At 34.0% G+C, this 18467-nt stretch carries 18 protein-coding genes and 1 riboswitch; of the genes, 2 read left to right on the top strand and 16 right to left on the bottom strand.

Annotated elements, in window-relative coordinates:
* Positions 1–152: 152 nt before the first annotated feature.
* Positions 153–1064: a LysR family transcriptional regulator gene (locus J2Z80_RS08775; RefSeq protein WP_209454048.1), complete on the top strand. Its 912-nt coding sequence runs from the start codon at positions 153–155 to the stop codon at positions 1062–1064.
* Between the two features lie 392 nt (positions 1065–1456).
* Positions 1457–2020, top strand: a complete 564-nt coding sequence (locus J2Z80_RS08770) for a TMEM165/GDT1 family protein (protein WP_209454047.1) — start codon at positions 1457–1459, stop codon at positions 2018–2020.
* A 64-nt stretch (positions 2021–2084) separates the two neighbouring features.
* Here J2Z80_RS08770 and J2Z80_RS08765 read toward each other — a convergent pair whose 3' ends face one another.
* The 16 genes from J2Z80_RS08765 to zwf form a co-directional block, all read right to left on the bottom strand.
* Positions 2085–2903 carry a cell wall hydrolase gene (locus tag J2Z80_RS08765; protein WP_209454046.1) on the bottom strand — a complete coding sequence of 273 codons (819 nt, stop codon included), beginning with the start codon at positions 2901–2903 and terminating at the stop codon, positions 2085–2087.
* Positions 2903–3029: riboswitch (cyclic di-AMP (ydaO/yuaA leader) on the bottom strand. (Overlaps the previous gene by 1 nt.)
* A gap of 59 nt (positions 3030–3088) precedes the next feature.
* The gene (locus J2Z80_RS08760; protein WP_209454045.1) at positions 3089–3235 is read right to left on the bottom strand and encodes a hypothetical protein; all 147 of its coding nucleotides are present in this window, start codon (positions 3233–3235) and stop codon (positions 3089–3091) included.
* A gap of 91 nt (positions 3236–3326) precedes the next feature.
* Positions 3327–4697 carry a sensor histidine kinase gene (locus J2Z80_RS08755; RefSeq protein ID WP_209454044.1) on the bottom strand — a complete coding sequence of 457 codons (1371 nt, stop codon included), beginning with the start codon at positions 4695–4697 and terminating at the stop codon, positions 3327–3329.
* On the bottom strand, positions 4687–5373 hold the full coding sequence (locus tag J2Z80_RS08750) for a response regulator transcription factor (protein WP_209454043.1): 687 nt from the start codon (positions 5371–5373) through the stop codon (positions 4687–4689). The genes J2Z80_RS08755 and J2Z80_RS08750 overlap by 11 nt, the downstream gene beginning before the upstream one ends.
* Before the next feature lie 18 nt (positions 5374–5391).
* Positions 5392–6663 (bottom strand): 3-phosphoshikimate 1-carboxyvinyltransferase, encoded by a 1272-nt coding sequence (gene aroA, locus J2Z80_RS08745; protein WP_209454042.1) that lies wholly within the window; start codon positions 6661–6663, stop codon positions 5392–5394.
* A gap of 26 nt (positions 6664–6689) precedes the next feature.
* The gene (locus tag J2Z80_RS08740; protein WP_209454041.1) at positions 6690–7535 is read right to left on the bottom strand and encodes a prephenate dehydrogenase; all 846 of its coding nucleotides are present in this window, start codon (positions 7533–7535) and stop codon (positions 6690–6692) included.
* Positions 7532–8548, bottom strand: coding sequence for a 3-deoxy-7-phosphoheptulonate synthase (gene aroF, locus J2Z80_RS08735; RefSeq protein WP_209454040.1), 1017 nt, complete (start codon positions 8546–8548; stop codon positions 7532–7534). Before aroF ends, J2Z80_RS08740 begins: the two co-directional genes overlap by 4 nt.
* Before the next feature lie 24 nt (positions 8549–8572).
* A complete protein-coding gene (gene pheA / locus J2Z80_RS08730; RefSeq protein WP_209454039.1) occupies positions 8573–9397 on the bottom strand; it encodes a prephenate dehydratase in 825 nt (274 codons plus the stop codon).
* A gap of 52 nt (positions 9398–9449) precedes the next feature.
* Entirely contained in the window at positions 9450–11141 is a 1692-nt protein-coding gene (locus J2Z80_RS08725) for an AMP-binding protein (protein WP_209454038.1), read from the bottom strand.
* Between the two features lie 87 nt (positions 11142–11228).
* On the bottom strand, positions 11229–12299 hold the full coding sequence (aroB, locus tag J2Z80_RS08720; RefSeq protein WP_209454037.1) for a 3-dehydroquinate synthase: 1071 nt from the start codon (positions 12297–12299) through the stop codon (positions 11229–11231).
* Between the two features lie 167 nt (positions 12300–12466).
* Positions 12467–13345, bottom strand: a complete 879-nt coding sequence (sdaAA, locus tag J2Z80_RS08715; RefSeq protein ID WP_209454079.1) for an L-serine ammonia-lyase, iron-sulfur-dependent, subunit alpha — start codon at positions 13343–13345, stop codon at positions 12467–12469.
* 10 nt (positions 13346–13355) lie between these two features.
* Positions 13356–14042 carry an L-serine ammonia-lyase, iron-sulfur-dependent subunit beta gene (sdaAB, locus tag J2Z80_RS08710; RefSeq protein WP_245301235.1) on the bottom strand — a complete coding sequence of 229 codons (687 nt, stop codon included), beginning with the start codon at positions 14040–14042 and terminating at the stop codon, positions 13356–13358.
* Positions 14042–15841, bottom strand: a complete 1800-nt coding sequence (gene pepF, locus J2Z80_RS08705; protein WP_209454036.1) for an oligoendopeptidase F — start codon at positions 15839–15841, stop codon at positions 14042–14044. The genes sdaAB and pepF overlap by 1 nt, the downstream gene beginning before the upstream one ends.
* A gap of 12 nt (positions 15842–15853) precedes the next feature.
* The gene (locus tag J2Z80_RS08700) at positions 15854–16081 is read right to left on the bottom strand and encodes a hypothetical protein (protein WP_209454035.1); all 228 of its coding nucleotides are present in this window, start codon (positions 16079–16081) and stop codon (positions 15854–15856) included.
* Positions 16078–16707 carry a cyclase family protein gene (locus J2Z80_RS08695; protein ID WP_209454034.1) on the bottom strand — a complete coding sequence of 210 codons (630 nt, stop codon included), beginning with the start codon at positions 16705–16707 and terminating at the stop codon, positions 16078–16080. The genes J2Z80_RS08700 and J2Z80_RS08695 overlap by 4 nt, the downstream gene beginning before the upstream one ends.
* On the bottom strand, positions 16694–18172 hold the full coding sequence (gene zwf / locus J2Z80_RS08690; RefSeq protein WP_209454077.1) for a glucose-6-phosphate dehydrogenase: 1479 nt from the start codon (positions 18170–18172) through the stop codon (positions 16694–16696). Before zwf ends, J2Z80_RS08695 begins: the two co-directional genes overlap by 14 nt.
* Positions 18173–18467: the final 295 nt, after the last annotated feature.

The raw sequence follows: 18467 nt of genomic DNA, 5'->3' as shown, positions 1-18467 counted from the left end.
ACCAAACTTTTGTGTCAGCCACAACCTTTATGACAACGCTTTGTACTCTGCAAATATAATTAGAATATTGCCTTTTTTCGTCAAATCGTGTACCATTATTGTGAAGACTAAATCTCTTGTTAGATAATTTTCTAACAGATAGGGAGGATTTTATGGATATAAATTCTTTTAAATATTTCGTAAAGATATGTCAAAATAATAGCTTCACTAAAACAGCTAAAGAACTTTTTATCACTCAGCAAGCTTTGAGCAAAAGGATAAAAAAATTAGAAAAGGAGATCGGAGCGCCCCTTTTCAACAGAAACTCCAAGGGAGTTGACCTAACAGAACTTGGCAAATATATCCTCCCGAAAGCGAAAGCTTTGGTTAAAACCTACGATAACCTTATTATTGAAATAAACAATAAAGTCAACATGGAAAAATCAAAGATAAAAATAGGCTTTGCTCCGGGGACTTTACAGATTTTAGGTGCTAAAGAAATAATTGATTTCGAGCAAAAATACAATGATATAAACATTGATATAGCGGAATTTTCTGATGTAGACTGCGAAGCAAATGTTTTAAATGGCAATCTGGATTTAGCCTTAACTGTGAAACCGAATGACATTAATAGCTTTATATATTATCACTTAATAAGAGAAAAACTTGTCGTCATAATAAACAAAAAAAATCCTCTCGCGTCCAGAAAAAGCGTGAAATTTGAGGACCTTAAAGATGAAAGATTTATTCTTCTCACCGATACATTCCGTATTCAGCCGGTTATCCTTGAACATTTTAACAAAGCAGGAGTTGTCCCAAACATTTACTTTAAATCCAGCCATGATTTAAAAATCGCCTACGATTTTGTCGAGTTAAACAAGGGCATATTTGTTTTTGTGGACAAGCTTACACACATAGAAGAATATAGCAATATATGTTCAATACCAATAGACGATCCTACCGCCTTCTGGGATGCTGGATTTATAGTAAAAAGGGATGCTCAGCCAAATAAATCCACAAAAAAGTTTATGAACTATTTTCTCAATAAGTATAATAAGGACTTGAGTCAAACGAATTCTATATAATTCACCTTCATTGTAACCGTAGATATCCCAGCCATTCCTTCGGCAATTGCTAAAGGGCATGTCAAAGTTTCCATAGTTCCATTCGTTGTTAATTACATTCTTTTGTTCAAATACATTTTTAGTGCCTAGACTATTTCACATATTGAATTGAAGGAAAGATATTGACATATTTTTTCATCTTATATATAATGAAGTAAATGTTTTTTGTTTGAAAAAGTTATATCGATAGTATATAAAGGGGAGTAGTTCACATATATAAATATGTGGCAAAGTCAACATGCTGGTTTTAACCTGGCTTTGCCTTAAAGAATGAGACCTTTATGTAATATGTGATACATATTATGTAATAGGTTTTATTTTTTTGGCATACTAATTACAAGGAGGCAGATTTGATGAATGCTTTAATATCGTCTTTTATTCTCGTTTTTGCATCTGAAATGGGTGATAAATCACAGTTTATGGCTATGGCATTTGCCACATTCATTAAAGCCAGAACTGTCTTAATTAGCATTTTGATTGCTGCCCTTTTAAATATGGGTATTGCAGTTTTGTTTGGCTCATTTATTACAGAGTACATACCAATAAAATATGTCAAGCTGTTGGCTGCCATATCTTTTTTAATTTTTGGCTTAATGACGTTAAAAAATGGCCACGAAGGACATGAAAAAATCAGAAAGTCTAAATACGGTCCAGCTTTCACGATAATAAGTACATATTTTATTTCAGAATTTGGAGATAAAACACAGCTATCAACATTGGCACTTACTGCTACATACAAAAGTCCAATATTTGTCCTGTTAGGCGCTACTGCAGGAATTTTTATGGCTGACGTAATTGGAATCATATTGGGTGTGTATTTAGGTAAGAAATTGCCAACAAAACTTTTACACTACATATCAGCGTTCATTTTTATAATATTTGGCTTTATCACTTTGTACGAAGCAAAAACATTATAGAAAGCAAAATGGATACCTTTCGGTATCCATTTTACTCCTCTTAGCCTCTCATTTCGCATCAATATTATCTTGCATAAGAAAATACCATATTGCCTACTCTTAATGCAACAGGCAATGACCAAAGCCACTGATTAGTATTACTGTTGTCAAAGTAATAAAGTGCACCATTTGTAGGATCTACACCGTTTAAGGCATCTCTTGCAGCACTTATTGAATCTGGTGTAGCAGGCACATTTATCCAACCATTCTCAACAGGCGTAAATTGATAGTAGCCATTGCTGTCGACTTGGTATATTACACCTTTTATAGAGTTAGGAAATATACCGCTTTTTACTCTATTTACTATCACGGCACCGACTGCAACTTTTGCTTGATGTGGTTCACCACCAGCTTCCGCATTTATAAGTCTTGCCAGAAGGTCCAAATCATCATTTGTGTATGAAATTACACCTCTATTTATAGAGCCCCTGTTAACATTTACGCTGTTTCTTATACTTGAAGAAGTTGATGTTGTACCAGATGAAGGTATGACAAAAACTTGCCCTGGATAAATCATATCGCCTGTTAAACCATTTACATTTTTTAAAGCATCTACAGTAGTACCATACTTCATGGCAATTAAGTATAAGCTGTCACCTTTTTGAACTGTATATGTGTTGTCACTGCCAGGTACAACTAATACTTGCCCCGGATATATTACTGTATCATATAAATTGTTCAGCTTCATGATTTGATTGTATGTTGTGCCATATTTTAAGCCTATTTTGTATAAGCTATCACCATGCTTCACAGTATATGTTGCCGCAAATGCAGACTGAGAAAATAAAAGAGCCGCTGCTAACGATGCAATGAGAGGCTTTACCTTAATACATTTTTTTAACATAAAAATCCCCCTTTTGCCTCCGAGGTTAGTTGACGGGTTCGGGCAAAGGGACACCCTACCACTCAGTGGATTCACCCCAAAAAAGATCCCCCGTACCCCTTTTCGGGGATTCGGCATATTTTACTTTTTTATTATAAGGGGAATATGTCCATGTGTCCATATTAAACTGATGGGAATATAGGCAATTAGTGGCATTCACTGTAGCCGCAGAAAGGGCAGTAAATACATCCACTCTCAGGAACTAACTGTGCACCACAGTCAGGGCATGTATATTCTTTAGAAGAATTTTTTACTTCCATCTGCTGATTTTTCGTCGCTTCTTTTTGTAACATTTTATACCCTCCAATATATAGTGATTTTATAAATATATTATACCATATATTGTGGAGTATGTCACTAAAAATAAAATAACAATCCCATCCATCAAACTTTCGGGATCGTTATTTTAAATTCAGATCCTTCATTTAATTTACTTCTTACTTCAATACTTCCACCATGCAGCTCAACAATAAGCTTTGCAATAGATAGCCCTAATCCCATTCCGCCAGTTTCTTTGTTTCTAGCCTTATCAACCCTGTAAAACCTATCGAATATATAAGGAATATCCTCCTGAGGTATACCAATACCATTATCTTTTATTATTATGGCTACATTTTTATCTACTTCTTCCACCGAAATTTTTATATAGCCGTCTACATCTGTATACTTTAATGCATTGTCAAGAATTATTCTTAGAAGCTCTTTTATAAGGTTCCTGTCTGCATTTACTTCTAAATTTTTATCGCAAAAAATTTCTATGTTTTTTTCATTAAAAATCACTTTGGCATCCCTGACTATTTCTGCAATCAATTCATAAACATTAAATAATTTCTTATTTATATTAAGTGTCTTGTTATCTCCTCTTGCCAACATCAAAAGCCTTTCAATCAATATCTCCATTTCTTGCTCTTCTTTTTTTAAAGCGCCTATAGACTCTTCCAGTACATCTTTGTTGTCCTTCCCCCACCTGTCTATAAGTTCTATATATCCTTTCAAGATAGACAAAGGTGTCCTAAGCTCATGGGAAACATTTGATATAAATGCATTCTGCCTTTTAAAATAGTCTTCCAGCCTGTCCAGCATGTCATTAAACGTAGCAGCGAGCTTAGACAGTTCATCATTATTTCCGCTAATGCTCAATCTTTTATTTAATTTTTTCTCGTCGATTGCATGAACTTCTCTCACCATATAATCAACAGGCCTTAGTGCTCTACCTGTTATAAAATATCCTGCAAAAAAAGATACCAAAACTCCCATGGCATCTGATATAGCCATCAACAAAAATAGCAGTTTCAAAAAAAAGTACTGGCTCTTTAAATTTTCAGCCACTTGAATATATAGCACACTGCCACCTTCAACGTATTTTCTATTAAGATATGCAATGTGGGTTTCATCTCTTTCTATTTTCGTAAGGCTATTTAAATTTTTATCATATGGAATATCAATCATATGTGATGAAGATCTGTACACAATATTCCCATGCTTATCCGTAATTTTAAAATACATGTTTTCACCAGTTGATGATGCGAATAACAAATCCTTATCAATATTTCCTATGACCCCATCAATCTCTTTTAATTTTTCCATTATTACATCTGATTGATTTTGTATATCGCTAAATGCCTGATATATAAGGTAGTATTTAAGACCGTATAAAACAGACGCATTTAACACTATCAATATAAAAGAAAATATTATCGCATAAAGCAATGCGATTCTCAATTTTATCGATAATCTAAAATTTCTAATTCTCATTTTTTTCTTTCCTTAGAGAATATCCCACACCTCTTATCGTCTGTATTAACTTATCACTAAATGGTTCATCAATTTTACTGCGCAAGTACCTTATGTACACATCTACTATGTTTGTCTCACCAATATAATTGTATCCCCATACATTTTCCAGTATATTCTCCCTTGTTAACACTATTTCAGAATTTATTATCAAATATTTTAAAAGATCAAACTCTTTTTTTGTTAACTCGATTTTTACTCCATCTCTTTTGACTTCATACGTAGACAAATCCATCGTTATTCCATCATAGCTTATTTTTTTAGTATTTGCTTTGATATTTTTTCTAAGAGCATTTCTTATTCTTGCCATCAACTCTTCAATCGAGAACGGTTTCGTCAAATAGTCATCTGCACCTATGTCAAGCCCCATTACCTTGTCTTTTATTTCATCTTTAGCGCTTAAAATTATGACGGGAATTGATGATTTCTTTCGTATTTCCTTTAAAACTGAGAAGCCATCCATACCAGGGAGCATCAAGTCTAAGATTATCAAATCGTAATTACCATCTAAAGCTCTTCTTAAGCCCTTATCGCCGCTGTATTCTATTACAACATTATAACCTTCATGTTCAAGCTCCATTTGCAAAAATCTCGCAATTTTTTTCTCATCTTCAATTATGAGTATGTTTTCTACCATTAAAATCACCAATTGTTATTATAACACATTAAGCACACTATAAAAATCAGGAAATGAAATATTCACACATTCTGCATTTTTTATTTTTGTACTGCCTTCAGCTTTTAGCGCAGCAATGCTTAATGACATAGCAACCCTATGATCATTGTAGCTATCAACTAGTGCACCATTTAAAGTTTCTTTTCCGTGAATTATCATGCCGTCACTGGTAGCTTCGATATCAGCACCCATCTTTTTTAATTCGCTTACCATCGTATCTATTCGATTGCTTTCTTTCACTTTAAGTTCTTCAGCATCTTTAATAACTGTTTCTCCATCAGCGTAAGACGCTGCTACTGCTATGATAGGTATCTCATCAATTAGCCTCGGTATAATTTCACCGCCAATCTCAATCCCTTTAAGGCAAGAAGACTTTACTATTATATCTGCAACAGGTTCATTGTTTAAAACCCTTTCATCTTTTATCTCAATATTTCCACCCATTTTCTTTATAACATCTATTATTCCTGTTCTCGTATGATTTACATTGACATTCTTTATTAAAATCTCTGACTGAGGCAAAATACTTGCAGCTACTATAAAATAAGCAGCAGATGATATGTCTCCGGGAACACAAATCTTACAGCCATGCAATCTTTCAACAGGATGGCACACAATCCTGTTTTCATAAGATTCAAAATTGCCGCCAAAATAATTCAGCATAAGCTCACTGTGATTACGAGATAAAAACGGCTCCTCTATTATTGTCTCATCATCAGCATATAAGCTGGCAAGCATTATACACGATTTTACTTGTGCACTTGCCACTTCTGTCTTATAATTTATTCCCTTAAGGACATTACCTTTTATAATAAGCGGCGCATAATTGTCATCAATAGCAGTTATTTCTGCCCCCATCATATTCAATGGCTTTATTATGCGTTTCATAGGCCTTTTTCTTAAAGACTCATCACCAGTTATAGTTGAAGTAAATTTCTGGCCAGCAAGAATACCTGATAAAAGTCGCATCGTTGTGCCAGAATTGCCAGCATCTAAAATATCAGGGCATTCACGAAGGTACATGCCATTTCCTTTAACATAGACATCATCTTTATCTATATCAATATTTACACCTAATTTTCTCATACAATTTATTGTCGAAAAGCAATCATCACTTTTTAAGAATCCTTCAATAATAGTATCTCCTTCAGCAATAGAACCGAACATTATAGCCCTATGAGATATGGACTTATCGCCAGGAACATTTACAACCCCTTTTACATTCCTCTTTTTAGTGATTTCTATATCCATAGAAAAATATTCATTCCTTTCTAAAGTTAAGAAGCTATGCTTTTCCTGATTTCTCTAGCTGAATCAAAAAATTTGCACAACGATTCTATATCATCGTGTTCTAAGTAAAACAAAAATTCATTTAATAGATTCTCATAGTCTAAAAGTAAATTTTTTATTACTTCTTTATTGTTTAAAATTATGTCTTTCCACATCTCTGTTTGAGACATGGAGATCCTTGTGGTATCTTTAAAGCCACCAGCAGCAAACTTTATAGAATCAGCATCTTCCTTGTAGACAAAATTAGTCAAGGTGGCCGACAATATGTGTGGCACATGACTCACAATGCCAACTATTTTATCATGGGAATCGCTGTCTATTAATATGGGTTTAGCTCCTAATTTTTTGACGATCTCATTTATAAATACATCGACAATTTCTACTGGTGTATTTTTACCTGGAACGATAAAATAATTATTCCCATTAAAAAGTTCAGAATTGCTTGCAAAAAAGCCGAACTTCTCAGAACCTGTCATTGGATGTCCGCCGATAAAAAACATGTTTTCAGGTATTATCTCATTTATGGCATTCATTATTGTTCTTTTTGTACTTCCAACATCAGTTATTATACAGCCATCTTTTAAATACGGCAGTATTTCTTCAATGCAACTTATAACCGCTCCGACAGGTGTACATATAAACACGACATCGGCATCTATTTTCGATTCGATCTTTTTAAAGCCTTCATCAATTATTCCTTTACTTAATGCTTCATCTATATAATCATTTCTTACATCGACACCTATTATTCTTAAGTCTGTGCATTTTTTTATAGCTTTTGCCAAAGAACCGCCAATAAGTCCCAGACCTACAACTGCTACCTTTTCAATCATATAAAATCACGCCCTACAGCATTTGCTACTTTTGATATTTCTTTCGTTAAGACCTCAAATTCCTTAGGAGTCAAGGACTGAGCACCATCAGACAGTGCATTTTTAGGATCCGGGTGAACTTCAATGATAAGGCCGTCAGCACCAGCAGCTATTGCAGCTTTTGCCATTGGACTAACTAAAAATGATTTACCAGTTCCATGACTTGGATCTACTATTATGGGTAAGTGGCTTAATTTTTTAATGACAGGCACTGCGCTTAAATCTAAAGTATTTCTCGTATACTGCTCAAAAGTCCTTATGCCCCTTTCACAAAGTATCACATTTTTGTTGCCTTCACTTAAAATGTATTCAGCCGCGTTAAGCCACTCCTCTATTGTTGCGGCAATGCCTCTCTTTAAAAGAACAGGCCTGTTGGATCTTCCAACTTCTTTAAGAAGCGAAAAATTTTGCATATTCCTTGCTCCAATCTGCAATACATCTGCATATTTAGAAACAATTTCTATCGAATGGATATCCATTACCTCTGTCACAATTTTAAGTCCAGTGTATTTTTTTGCTTCATAAAGCATTTCTAGTCCTTCTTTTTCAAGACCTTGAAAGGAATATGGAGACGTGCGAGGTTTATATGCACCACCGCGTAAAAATTTAGCACCGAATTTCTTAACTGCTTCAGCGCTTTCAAAAAGCTGTTCTTTGCTCTCTACAGCACATGGACCAGCCATAATAACTATATTTTTACCACCTACTGATACACCATCCACATCCACAATTGTCGACACAGGATTGAATGTTCGACTTGCAAGTTTATATGATTCTACTATAGGTATAACTTTTTCTACGCCTTCCATTAGCTCAACATTTTTTTCTTTAAGCTTTTTCTTGTCTCCAATTACACCTATTACAACCCGCTCTTCTCCTCTTGATATATGTGGTTTTAAATCGAGGGACAATAAAAGATTTGATACATCAGAAATTTGTTTTTCTGTAGCGTTTGGCTTCATTACAATTACCATACAATAATCCTCCGTTCTACCGTTTTACTTGTATTTAGGATATGACCCTAAAACCTTTAAAAATTCCGTTTTACCATTCAAAGCTTCTAATGCTTTAATAATACGATTATCGCATCTATGACCTTCAATGTCAACCCAAAAAACATATTCACCTATTTTTTTTCTTGAAGGTCTTGACTCGATCTTCGTCATGTTTATATTTTCATCAGCAAAAACTCCGAGTATATTATGAAGACTACCTGGTTTATTTGGCACAGAAAATACTAAAGTTGTCTTATCACAGCCAGTATATTGAGAATCTTCATGAGCAAGCACAATAAATCTCGTAAAATTATTTTTTACATCCTGTATGTCTCTATCAATTATCTTTGCATTATATATTTCTGCTGCCCTTGCATTGCCTATAGCTGCAGCATCACATTTATTTTTTATTTCTTCAACCGCTTTTGCTGTGCTATCAGTATTTATAACCGTAGCATTTGGCAAATTTTTTCTTATATATTCTCTGCATTGTGCTAATGCCTGCGGATGAGAAATAATTGTTTTTATATCCTCAAAATCAATTATTTCATCTGCAATAAGACAATGAGAAATGGGTATGACTATTTCTTCCTTTATTTTAAGCCCTTCCGCATCGTTTATCAGCATATCCAGTGTTACATTCACAGTGCCTTCTATGGAGTTTTCCACAGGAACTAATCCTTCATCACCTTTGTTTGCTCTCAACCTTGTAACAATGTCGGGTATTGTCTTTAATTCTTCTACGCAATATCCATCCTTTTGTTTAAGATAATTAAGAAGAGCTTGCTCAGAAAAAGTGCCTCTAGGGCCAAGATAGTATATATTCATTTGACACCCCCTTAAGCTTTTTCTGATATTTTAATACTTTGTTTTAGTGAAGTCAAGACAAATTTAGCTCAGACATAGCCATTTCTCTTAAGCGGTATTTTTGAATCTTGCCGCTTGCTGTTTTTGGAAATTCGTCAATTATCTTGACGTACTTGGGCACCTTAAATCTAGCCAGCTTCTTTCTAGCATATTCCCTGATATCTTCAGCTTCAATGTGATATCCCTCTTTCGGTATTATATAAGCCATAATTTCTTCCCCATATTTTTCATCAGGAACTCCAACAATTTGAACATCTTTTACACCTGGATGGTGATATAAACATTCCTCTATTTCTGTAGGTGAAATATTTTCGCCACCCCTTATTATTATGTCTTTTAATCTACCTGTAATTTTTAAATACCCTCTATCATCAAGCTTACCGATATCTCCCGTATGAAGCCATCCGTCTTTTTCTATGGCTTTTTCTGTTTCTTCTTTCATCTTGTAATACCCTTTCATTACATTGTAACCTCTAGCCATTATTTCTCCTTCTGAGCCTATTGGAACTTCTTTTAATGTCTTAGGATCTACAATTTTTATATCAACTCCAGGAAAGACATATCCAACAGTTGAAACCCTATCCTCTAAAGAATCATCAACACTAGTCTGCGTAATACCCGGTGATGCTTCTGTAAGTCCATAGACACTTGTTATCTCTCTCATATTCATTTTTTCCACTACTGCTTCCATCACTTTCTTAGGACATACCGAACCTGCCATTATACCTGTCCTTAAAGTAGAAAAATCAAATTTATCAAAGTCTGGATGATTAAGCATAGTTATAAACATAGTAGGAACGCCATTAAATGCAGTACATTTTTCTTTGTCAATAGCCTCCATAACTTTAACTGGATTAAAGTGATCTACTAATACCATTGTAGCACCTTTTGATAAACATGCCATAACTGAAAGCGTATATCCGAAGCAGTGAAAAAGCGGTACCGTAATGCAAAGTTTATCATTTTCTGTAAATTTCATTCGAGTCGCTATGGCATCGCCATTGTTTAAAAGTCCATAGTGTGTAAGCATGGCACCTTTTGGAAAGTCTGTTGTTCCTGATGTATATTGAATATCAATTACCTCATCTGGTTTTAAAGAATTTTGTATTTCGTATACCATATCGTCATCATATTGTTCACCCATCATTAATATTTCATTAAAACTGTACATTCCTGGATTGCATTTTTCTCCTATATTAATAACATATTTAAGATTTGGAAACTCATTTGAATGTAAGTTTTCTTTATCAGTTTTTTGCAAACTTGGAATGAGATTGTATATTGTTTTAACATAGTCTAAATCTTTATACCCGTCAATCAATATTAAAGCTTTTGCGTCAGACTGCTTTAAAACATACTGTAATTCATTTTCTCTGTATTCTGTATTCATTGGGACAATAGGACAACCAATCTTTGCAGTAGCAAAAAGCGTTATTACCCATTCTGGAACATTAGAAGCCCATATAGCTATGTGATCTCCTTTCTTAATACCTATGTTTAATAAACCTTTTGCCAATTTATTAGCCATAAATTTCAAATCTCTGTAGGTATATCTTACCTTATCTGATACAATAAGAGCGTCATGGTTTGGATATTTTTCTGAAATATAGTCAAGATACTGACCAATAGTCATTTCAATCACAATATCATCTCCATTTAAATAGTTAGTAGCTGGTACTAATAATATATTATAGCACTTTATCATAAAATAATTAAAGCCTAAAATTTTTAATTTTTATTAAATAATTTTAAAGCTTTTTAAAGGCAAAAAAAAAGAGATGTAAAAATCCCTTCAATTTAAAACATTCAATATTTCTTCTTCTGATACATCGAAAATGTCTGCGTCACCATAACCGACCGGCAATACAAATTTTATTTTGCCTTCCCGATTTTTTTTGTCGTGCTTTATGCCTTCTAATATTTCATATTTGTCCAGATTTCCATAATCCACAGGAAGCTCTGATGCAACTAAAAGTGATCTGATTCGAGATAAATAATCTATATCAATGTACTTTCTATTTAGTGCAATTTTTGCAGCGTAATACATTCCAATTGCAACGGCTTCACCATGTATGTATTTTTTATACTTCGTAAGCGATTCTATAGCGTGTCCTATCGTATGTCCATAATTTAAAACAGCTCTTATACTGCTTTCTTTTTCATCTTTTGATACAACATCGCTTTTTATTTCACACGACCTTTTAATAAGATGTCTTACTTTCTCATCGTCTAGATCTAATATTTCTTTTATATTGCTTTCAATAAAATTAAATAAAGATTCATCTTTAATTATTCCATATTTGATTATCTCAGATATGCCACCTCTGATTTCCCTTTTATCTAAACTTTTCAATACATCTGTATCTACAAAAACAGCCTTTGGCTGATAAAAAGCACCAGCCATATTTTTCCCTTCTTTTAAATTTACTCCAACTTTGCCACCGACGCTGCTATCAACCTGTGCTAGCAATGTAGTTGGAACTTGTATAAAATCTATTCCTCTCATAAACAATGCTGATACAAGTCCTGCTATATCCCCTACTACTCCACCACCTAATGCTACAATTGCACTGTCTCTCAATAAACCAAATTTAAAACACTCTTCCAATAGACGTTTTACTGTATCCAAGTTTTTGCTTTCTTCTCCGGCTTTTATAATAGAATGATTAACTATAAATCCATTATTTAATAAAGAATTTTCAAGCCTAGAAAGATACAACTCAGAAACATTTGAATCAGTTATAATCAATACCATATTGCTTCTCAAATGCTTTTTTAAATATAGTCCAATATCTTTTAGAATCCCATTTGATATGTATATGGGATATGAATAATCCTTCAAATCAACATTCACGATTTCCATTTTTTCATCTCCTTTGATTTGTATCAACATCATAATATATGAATATATTATAATAGAAAATTAAATAAATTTAAACAGTTTCAACCTCTCTTCGAGGTAATTACCGATTAAAAAATCGGTCTTTATGGAAAAAAGGCTTTACGGTCTTCACCGTAAAGCCATATAAATTAATCTTCTGAAAAATTCATTTTAAATTTTATGCCTGTTGTTGTATTAGCAAGTCCGCCTTCTGCCGTCTCTTTCAATGCGCAAGGCATCATTTTCCCAACGCTATCCATAGCGCTTATCACATCATCAAATGGAATAATACTTTTCATGCCGGATAGTGCTAAATCAGCACATATCAGCGCATTAGCGGTACCAATAGCATTTCGCGTCACACACGGAACTTCAACTAAACCTGCAACAGGATCACATACTAATCCCAAAAGATTCATAATTGCAAAAGATGCTGCATTAAGAGACTCATCCGGAGAACCACCCATTAATTCAACTAAAGCAGCTGCTGCCATTGCAGATGCCGAACCTACTTCTGCTTGGCAACCGCCTTCTGCACCTGACAATGTGGAATTCTTAGCAATTATTATTCCAATACCTGATGATGTAAATAACGATCGTATCAGTTCATCATCACTTTTACCAAATTTCCTTGCTATAGTTATTAACGCCCCAGGAATGACACCGCTGGAACCAGCAGTAGGTGCAGCTACTATTTTGCCCATCGATGCATTTACTTCTGATACTGCAATTGCAGATGCAACAGCCTTTGAAACCGTCTCTCCGCTTATTGTAAAATTATTGATAATCTTATCATAAAGTCTTTTTGCATCGCCGCCGATAAATCCACCTACTGACTTTATATCATCTTTTAAACCTTTTTCAATCGCTTTCCTCATGACATCTAAATTTGCTTTCATTTTGTTAATGATTATCTCTCTGTCATTGCCTGTCATCTCATGTTCATAGTTTATCACAACCTCAGATATGGGCATGTTGTATTTTCTTGTAAGTTCAAGCAATTCAAATCCACTATTAAACTGGTACAAGATCTTCACCTCAGTATGTATTTTTTATGCTGTTTATGACAATGGCTTTTTCGATGCCATTTATCCTCTCTATGCTAATACTTACATCTTCTGGTATGACTTGATCAGATTCTATTACCATAATAGCATTATCACCCTTTAATTGTCTATATACTCTCATAAATGCAATATTTATCTTATATTCTGCAAGAACTTTTGTTACCATAGCAATAATTCCCGGCTTATCAATATGCTCTGTTATCAATGTCTCATATTCTCCTGTAAATTCAACATTCATACCGTTGATTTCCTTTAATACGACATTGCCACCGCCTATTGATGAACCTAAAACATCAGTTACATCACCAGATGTATTCTTTATAATTATTCTAACTGTATTAGGATGCTGTGCATCTTTATCGCTTTTCATAAATGAAACGGATATATTCTGCTCTTTTGCAAGTTCAAAAGAGCGTGGCAGTCTGTCATCATCTGGATCAAGGCCTAAGATACCTGCAACAAGTGCTTTATCTGTACCATGCCCCTTGTAAGTACTTGCAAATGAATCATAAAGCATAAACTGAACGTCTTTTATATCATCTCCAGCTATTTGCCTTGCAATCTTCCCTAAACGAGCAGCACCTGCCGTATGAGAACTGCTTGGTCCTACCATTATAGGCCCCATAATATCAAATACACTGTATTCTCTCAAATTCATCACCTGTTTAATAAGCTATCCATTTCATCCAGTATTGATTCAAAAACACCCAAAGCATCTAAGATAGGTTTCTTTGTCGTAAGGTCGACGCCAGCTTTTTTTAGGATATTAAGTGGGTAATCAGAACCACCGCTTTTCAAAAATTCCTTATACCTTTTTACTGCTGCATTGCCTTCATTTAAAATCATCCGCGATAAAGCAATTGCTGCAGAAAATCCAGTGGCGTACTTGTACACATAAAAACTTGTGTAAAAATGTGGTATCCTTTCCCACTCATAATCAATCTCATCATCTATTACAATGTCATCGCCGTAATAAAATTTATTTAGTTCATGATATTTTCTACACAATTTTTCAGGTGTCAATGATTCCCCCTTTTCTACTTCTTCATGCGTAAATTTTTCAAATTCTGCAAACATAACTTGCCTGTAGATTGTTCCTTTAAATTGTTCTAAGTAGTGATTTAATAAATAGAGTTTTTCATTCTTATCTTTTGCATTTTTTATCAAATAGTCTATCAAGATCGCTTCATTGCATGTTGAGGCCACTTCCGCAACAAATATCTTATATTGGGAGTTAATGTATTTCTGAGCTTTGTCAGAATAATAAGTATGCAATGAATGTCCCATCTCATGGGCAATAGTGAAGACATCATCCAGTTTACCTTGAAAATTAAGAAGCACGTATGGATGCACACCATATGTCCCCCACGAATATGCTCCAGATGTCTTGCCTCTGTTTTCATAAACATCTATCCAACGATTGTTAAAACCTTCTTTTAATATATTGATGTACTCATCACCCAATGGCTCCAAACCTTTAAGGACAATATTCTTGGCTTCTTCATAATCGTACTCCTTATCATAATTCTCAACAAGCGGCACATACAGATCGTACATGTGTAGCTCATCAAGATTCAACATTCTTTTTCTAAGAGAAACATATCTGTGAAGCAAATCGATTCTTTCATGAATCGCACCTATCAAATTATTATATACATCAACAGGTACATTGTCATCAAAAAGCGAAGCTTCCAAAGAAGTCTTATAATTTCTCATCTTCGAATAAAAAATATCCTTTTTTACATTTGAATCTGTCGTTGATGCATATGTATTAACGAAACTTTTATATACACCGTACAATGATTGAAACGCCCTTTTCCTTACGTTTCTGTCACTGCTGCTCATAAACTTTATAAAATTACCATGAGTTAGCTCCGCATAATCGCCATTTTCATCTTCTATCGCAGGAAATCTTATATCAGCATTATCCAACATTTTAAATATATTTCCCGGAGCCTGTGCCATAACAGCACTTTCTGCCAAAATCATCTCTTCTCTTTCTGTAAGGGTATGTGGCTTATACCTTAAAAGATCTTCAAGGAAGTGACGGTAATCCTCAAAATCCTTATTCTTTTCTATACAACCTCTAATAATCCCCTCATCCATTGATAAAATCGCAGGCACAATAAATGAAGCAGCGCTGGAAGATTCTATATTAAGCCTCATGGCTTTATCAGCTAATGCCTGATATTTACCATTAGTGTTATCCTCATCCCTCTTCATTCTTGCAAAAACAAACAGCCTCTCGGTTATCATGCTGAGGTCTTCATCTAACTTAAGCACATCTAAAAGAGATTTTTCGTCCTTTACCTTTCCTCTAAAATTTGACAGCTGGCTCATCAATTTTTTTGCTTTATCAAAATCGTCGTTCCACTTTTCATCACTTTCATATATATCTTCAACTCTCCATTTGTATTTATCATCTATTTCTTTTCTATCTTTTAACTTCTTATCCATCATTAACCTCCATTAAATACTTTTCTTAAATTTCAACTTCCTCAACATATTCTTACTGGATAAAGCATTTTTAAAAGCATCTGAAAGATTTTGGCCATTTTTATAGTTTTTAATAAATTCTATCATCGTGTCTTCTCCGTACTTTTCAATCAATAAGTTTAATATTTCATGTACATCGTCTATATTGACTTCAGAATTGCCAATTATGCAATTTCCTACACTGTACATGTTCACCTTCATTTTTTATCTTCCTCAATTAACAATGCTCTGGCAGGAGCGGCTTCAGCACCATCTATTTTTAATGGCGCAGCTATCAATGTATACTCGCCTTCATCAACATCTTTTAATCTTAACCCTTCAATTATAGTTATCCCATTCCCCAACAATGTCTTATGGGTCTCATGGTTAGGCTGTGCTCTTTCTATGCCAAGCCCATCTGTTCCCACTCCTATTATCTTCTTTTCTTTCAGATACTCTGCACCACTTGAATCGAGATAGACAAAGTTAAAATTAAAGCTGTCATCGTATGAATTTTTCGTCTTTAATAGGACAAATTCACCACTTACTATGTCTTTATTTTTCAAATCTTCTGCGGTTATCTTATCATCTACGTTGGTAAGATCAAGGACTTTGCATTTTGAAACAGCTTTTGTTATATCAAAATGGTCAATCGTATCCCCTCCTTGTATCATGTGAAGAGGTGCATCAAAATGCGTACCCGTATGCATATCCATGCTTATTCTTGACTCATGAACACTATCATTGGGAAAATCACTTGTCACAGTTAATTCAGGTCTTTTTTCTGGCTTATTCTTATAAACCGGCATATCTTTATTAATATTCATTGATATATCATATATTTTCATCATAAAAACCTCCTATATTCCACCATTTAAAATTATCTTTTGACAATAAATTGTCAGCATCCCTAGGACCCCAAGTCCCCGGTTTGTAGTTTGGAAAATCAGGCTTTTCGTTTCTCCAAACATCGGCAATCTTGTCAACATACTTCCATGAATATTCAACTTCATCCCATCTGGTAAAAAGCGTTGAATCACCTCTTAATGCATCGTAAATAAGTCTCTCATATGCCTCAGGTGAATTCATGCCAACTTGACAGTTTTGACAGAAGTCCATCTTTACAGGTATCAACTTATTCAATGTTCCAGGTTTTTTTGCATTAAACTGTAAAAATACTCCTTCTTCTGGCTGTATCTTTATTACTAATAAATTTGGCATAAGCCCACCATATTCTTTAAAATACAATATACCAGGTAAAGGCTTGAATTGTATTATTATCTCTGTTGATTTTACTGGAAGCTTTTTGCCTGTTCTAATATAAAACGGAACACCAGCCCATCTAAAATTATCGACAAACACTTTTAGTGCGGCAAATGTCTCAGTATCAGAATCAGGTGATACTCTATCTTCATTTCTATACCCTTCGTATTGTCCTCTTACAGCATTTTTTAAAACAAGCTCTGGAGTCAATTCCTGTAATGATTTTAATACCTTTACTTTTTCATCATGAATTGAATCAGTAGTAAGATCAACAGGCGGCTCCATAGCAGTCAATGTTAAAAGCTGAAGCATGTGGTTTTGTATCATATCTCTTAAAGCACCGGCCTTTTCATAGTAACCGCCTCTATTTTCAATACCGACCGTTTCACTTGACGATATCTGAACATTGTCTATGTATTTGTTGTTCCAGACTGGTTCAAAAAACACATTAGCAAACCTGATTACCATTATGTTCTGCAACATTTCTTTTCCTAAATAATGGTCTATGCGATACGTGTTTTTTTCACTAAAAACGTCAGTTATCTTTTTGTTTAAATAAACTGCAGAATTAAAATCTTTTCCAAATGGCTTCTCAATCATCACCCTTTGCCACGATTTACTATTTTCTACCATCCCATGTTCATACAGTTTTTCAACAATAAGCTCAAAATACTCTGGAGCAACTGCTAAGTAAAATATTCTATTTCCATCTGTTTTATAATTTTCATCAAGCTCATTTAAAAATCCTTTTAATCTTGTATATCCAGCATCATCGTGAAAATCAAACTTTTGATAGTATATCTTGTTTCTCAGGATTTTCCAAAGGTTTTCATCCAGCTTTATTCTCGAATACTTTCTTATTGATTCATAAACTTCGTTTCGATATACATCATCAGTCTTGTCACGGCGACCAACAGAAACTACGCAAAAATTCTCAGGAAGGTTCTTTTCATACAGCAAATTATAAAGAGCAGGCATCAACTTCCTATGTGTTAGATCTCCTGTGCCACCAAATATAACCATTATTCCAGATACATTCAAGACTGCCATAGTACCACCTTCTTCCATTCCATGTCTTAAGTATAAACTACTTCTATACACTATAATAACTCATAAACAGAAATTTTTAAAATATATTTCTCAACAGAAAATATATTTTCCCCAAACTCTTTTTAATAATCTCTTTCTATTGATATATTTTCTTGATTATTATTATACTACTTTTGCCAAGTGATTCAAATAAAATAAAAAATTCACAATTTACAAAAGTACAAAAGTAAGCTTCATGGTAATAGATTCCCCAAAATTCTGTTAAAAAAACAATGTCTAAAAAAGGAGCTTTGAT

It is taken from the genome of Thermoanaerobacterium butyriciformans (genome assembly GCF_017874545.1).
Lineage (GTDB): Bacteria > Bacillota > Thermoanaerobacteria > Thermoanaerobacterales > Thermoanaerobacteraceae > Thermoanaerobacterium > Thermoanaerobacterium butyriciformans.
Note: the sequence above shows the minus strand (reverse complement) of the source record. Positions and strands in the feature narration are given on the sequence as shown.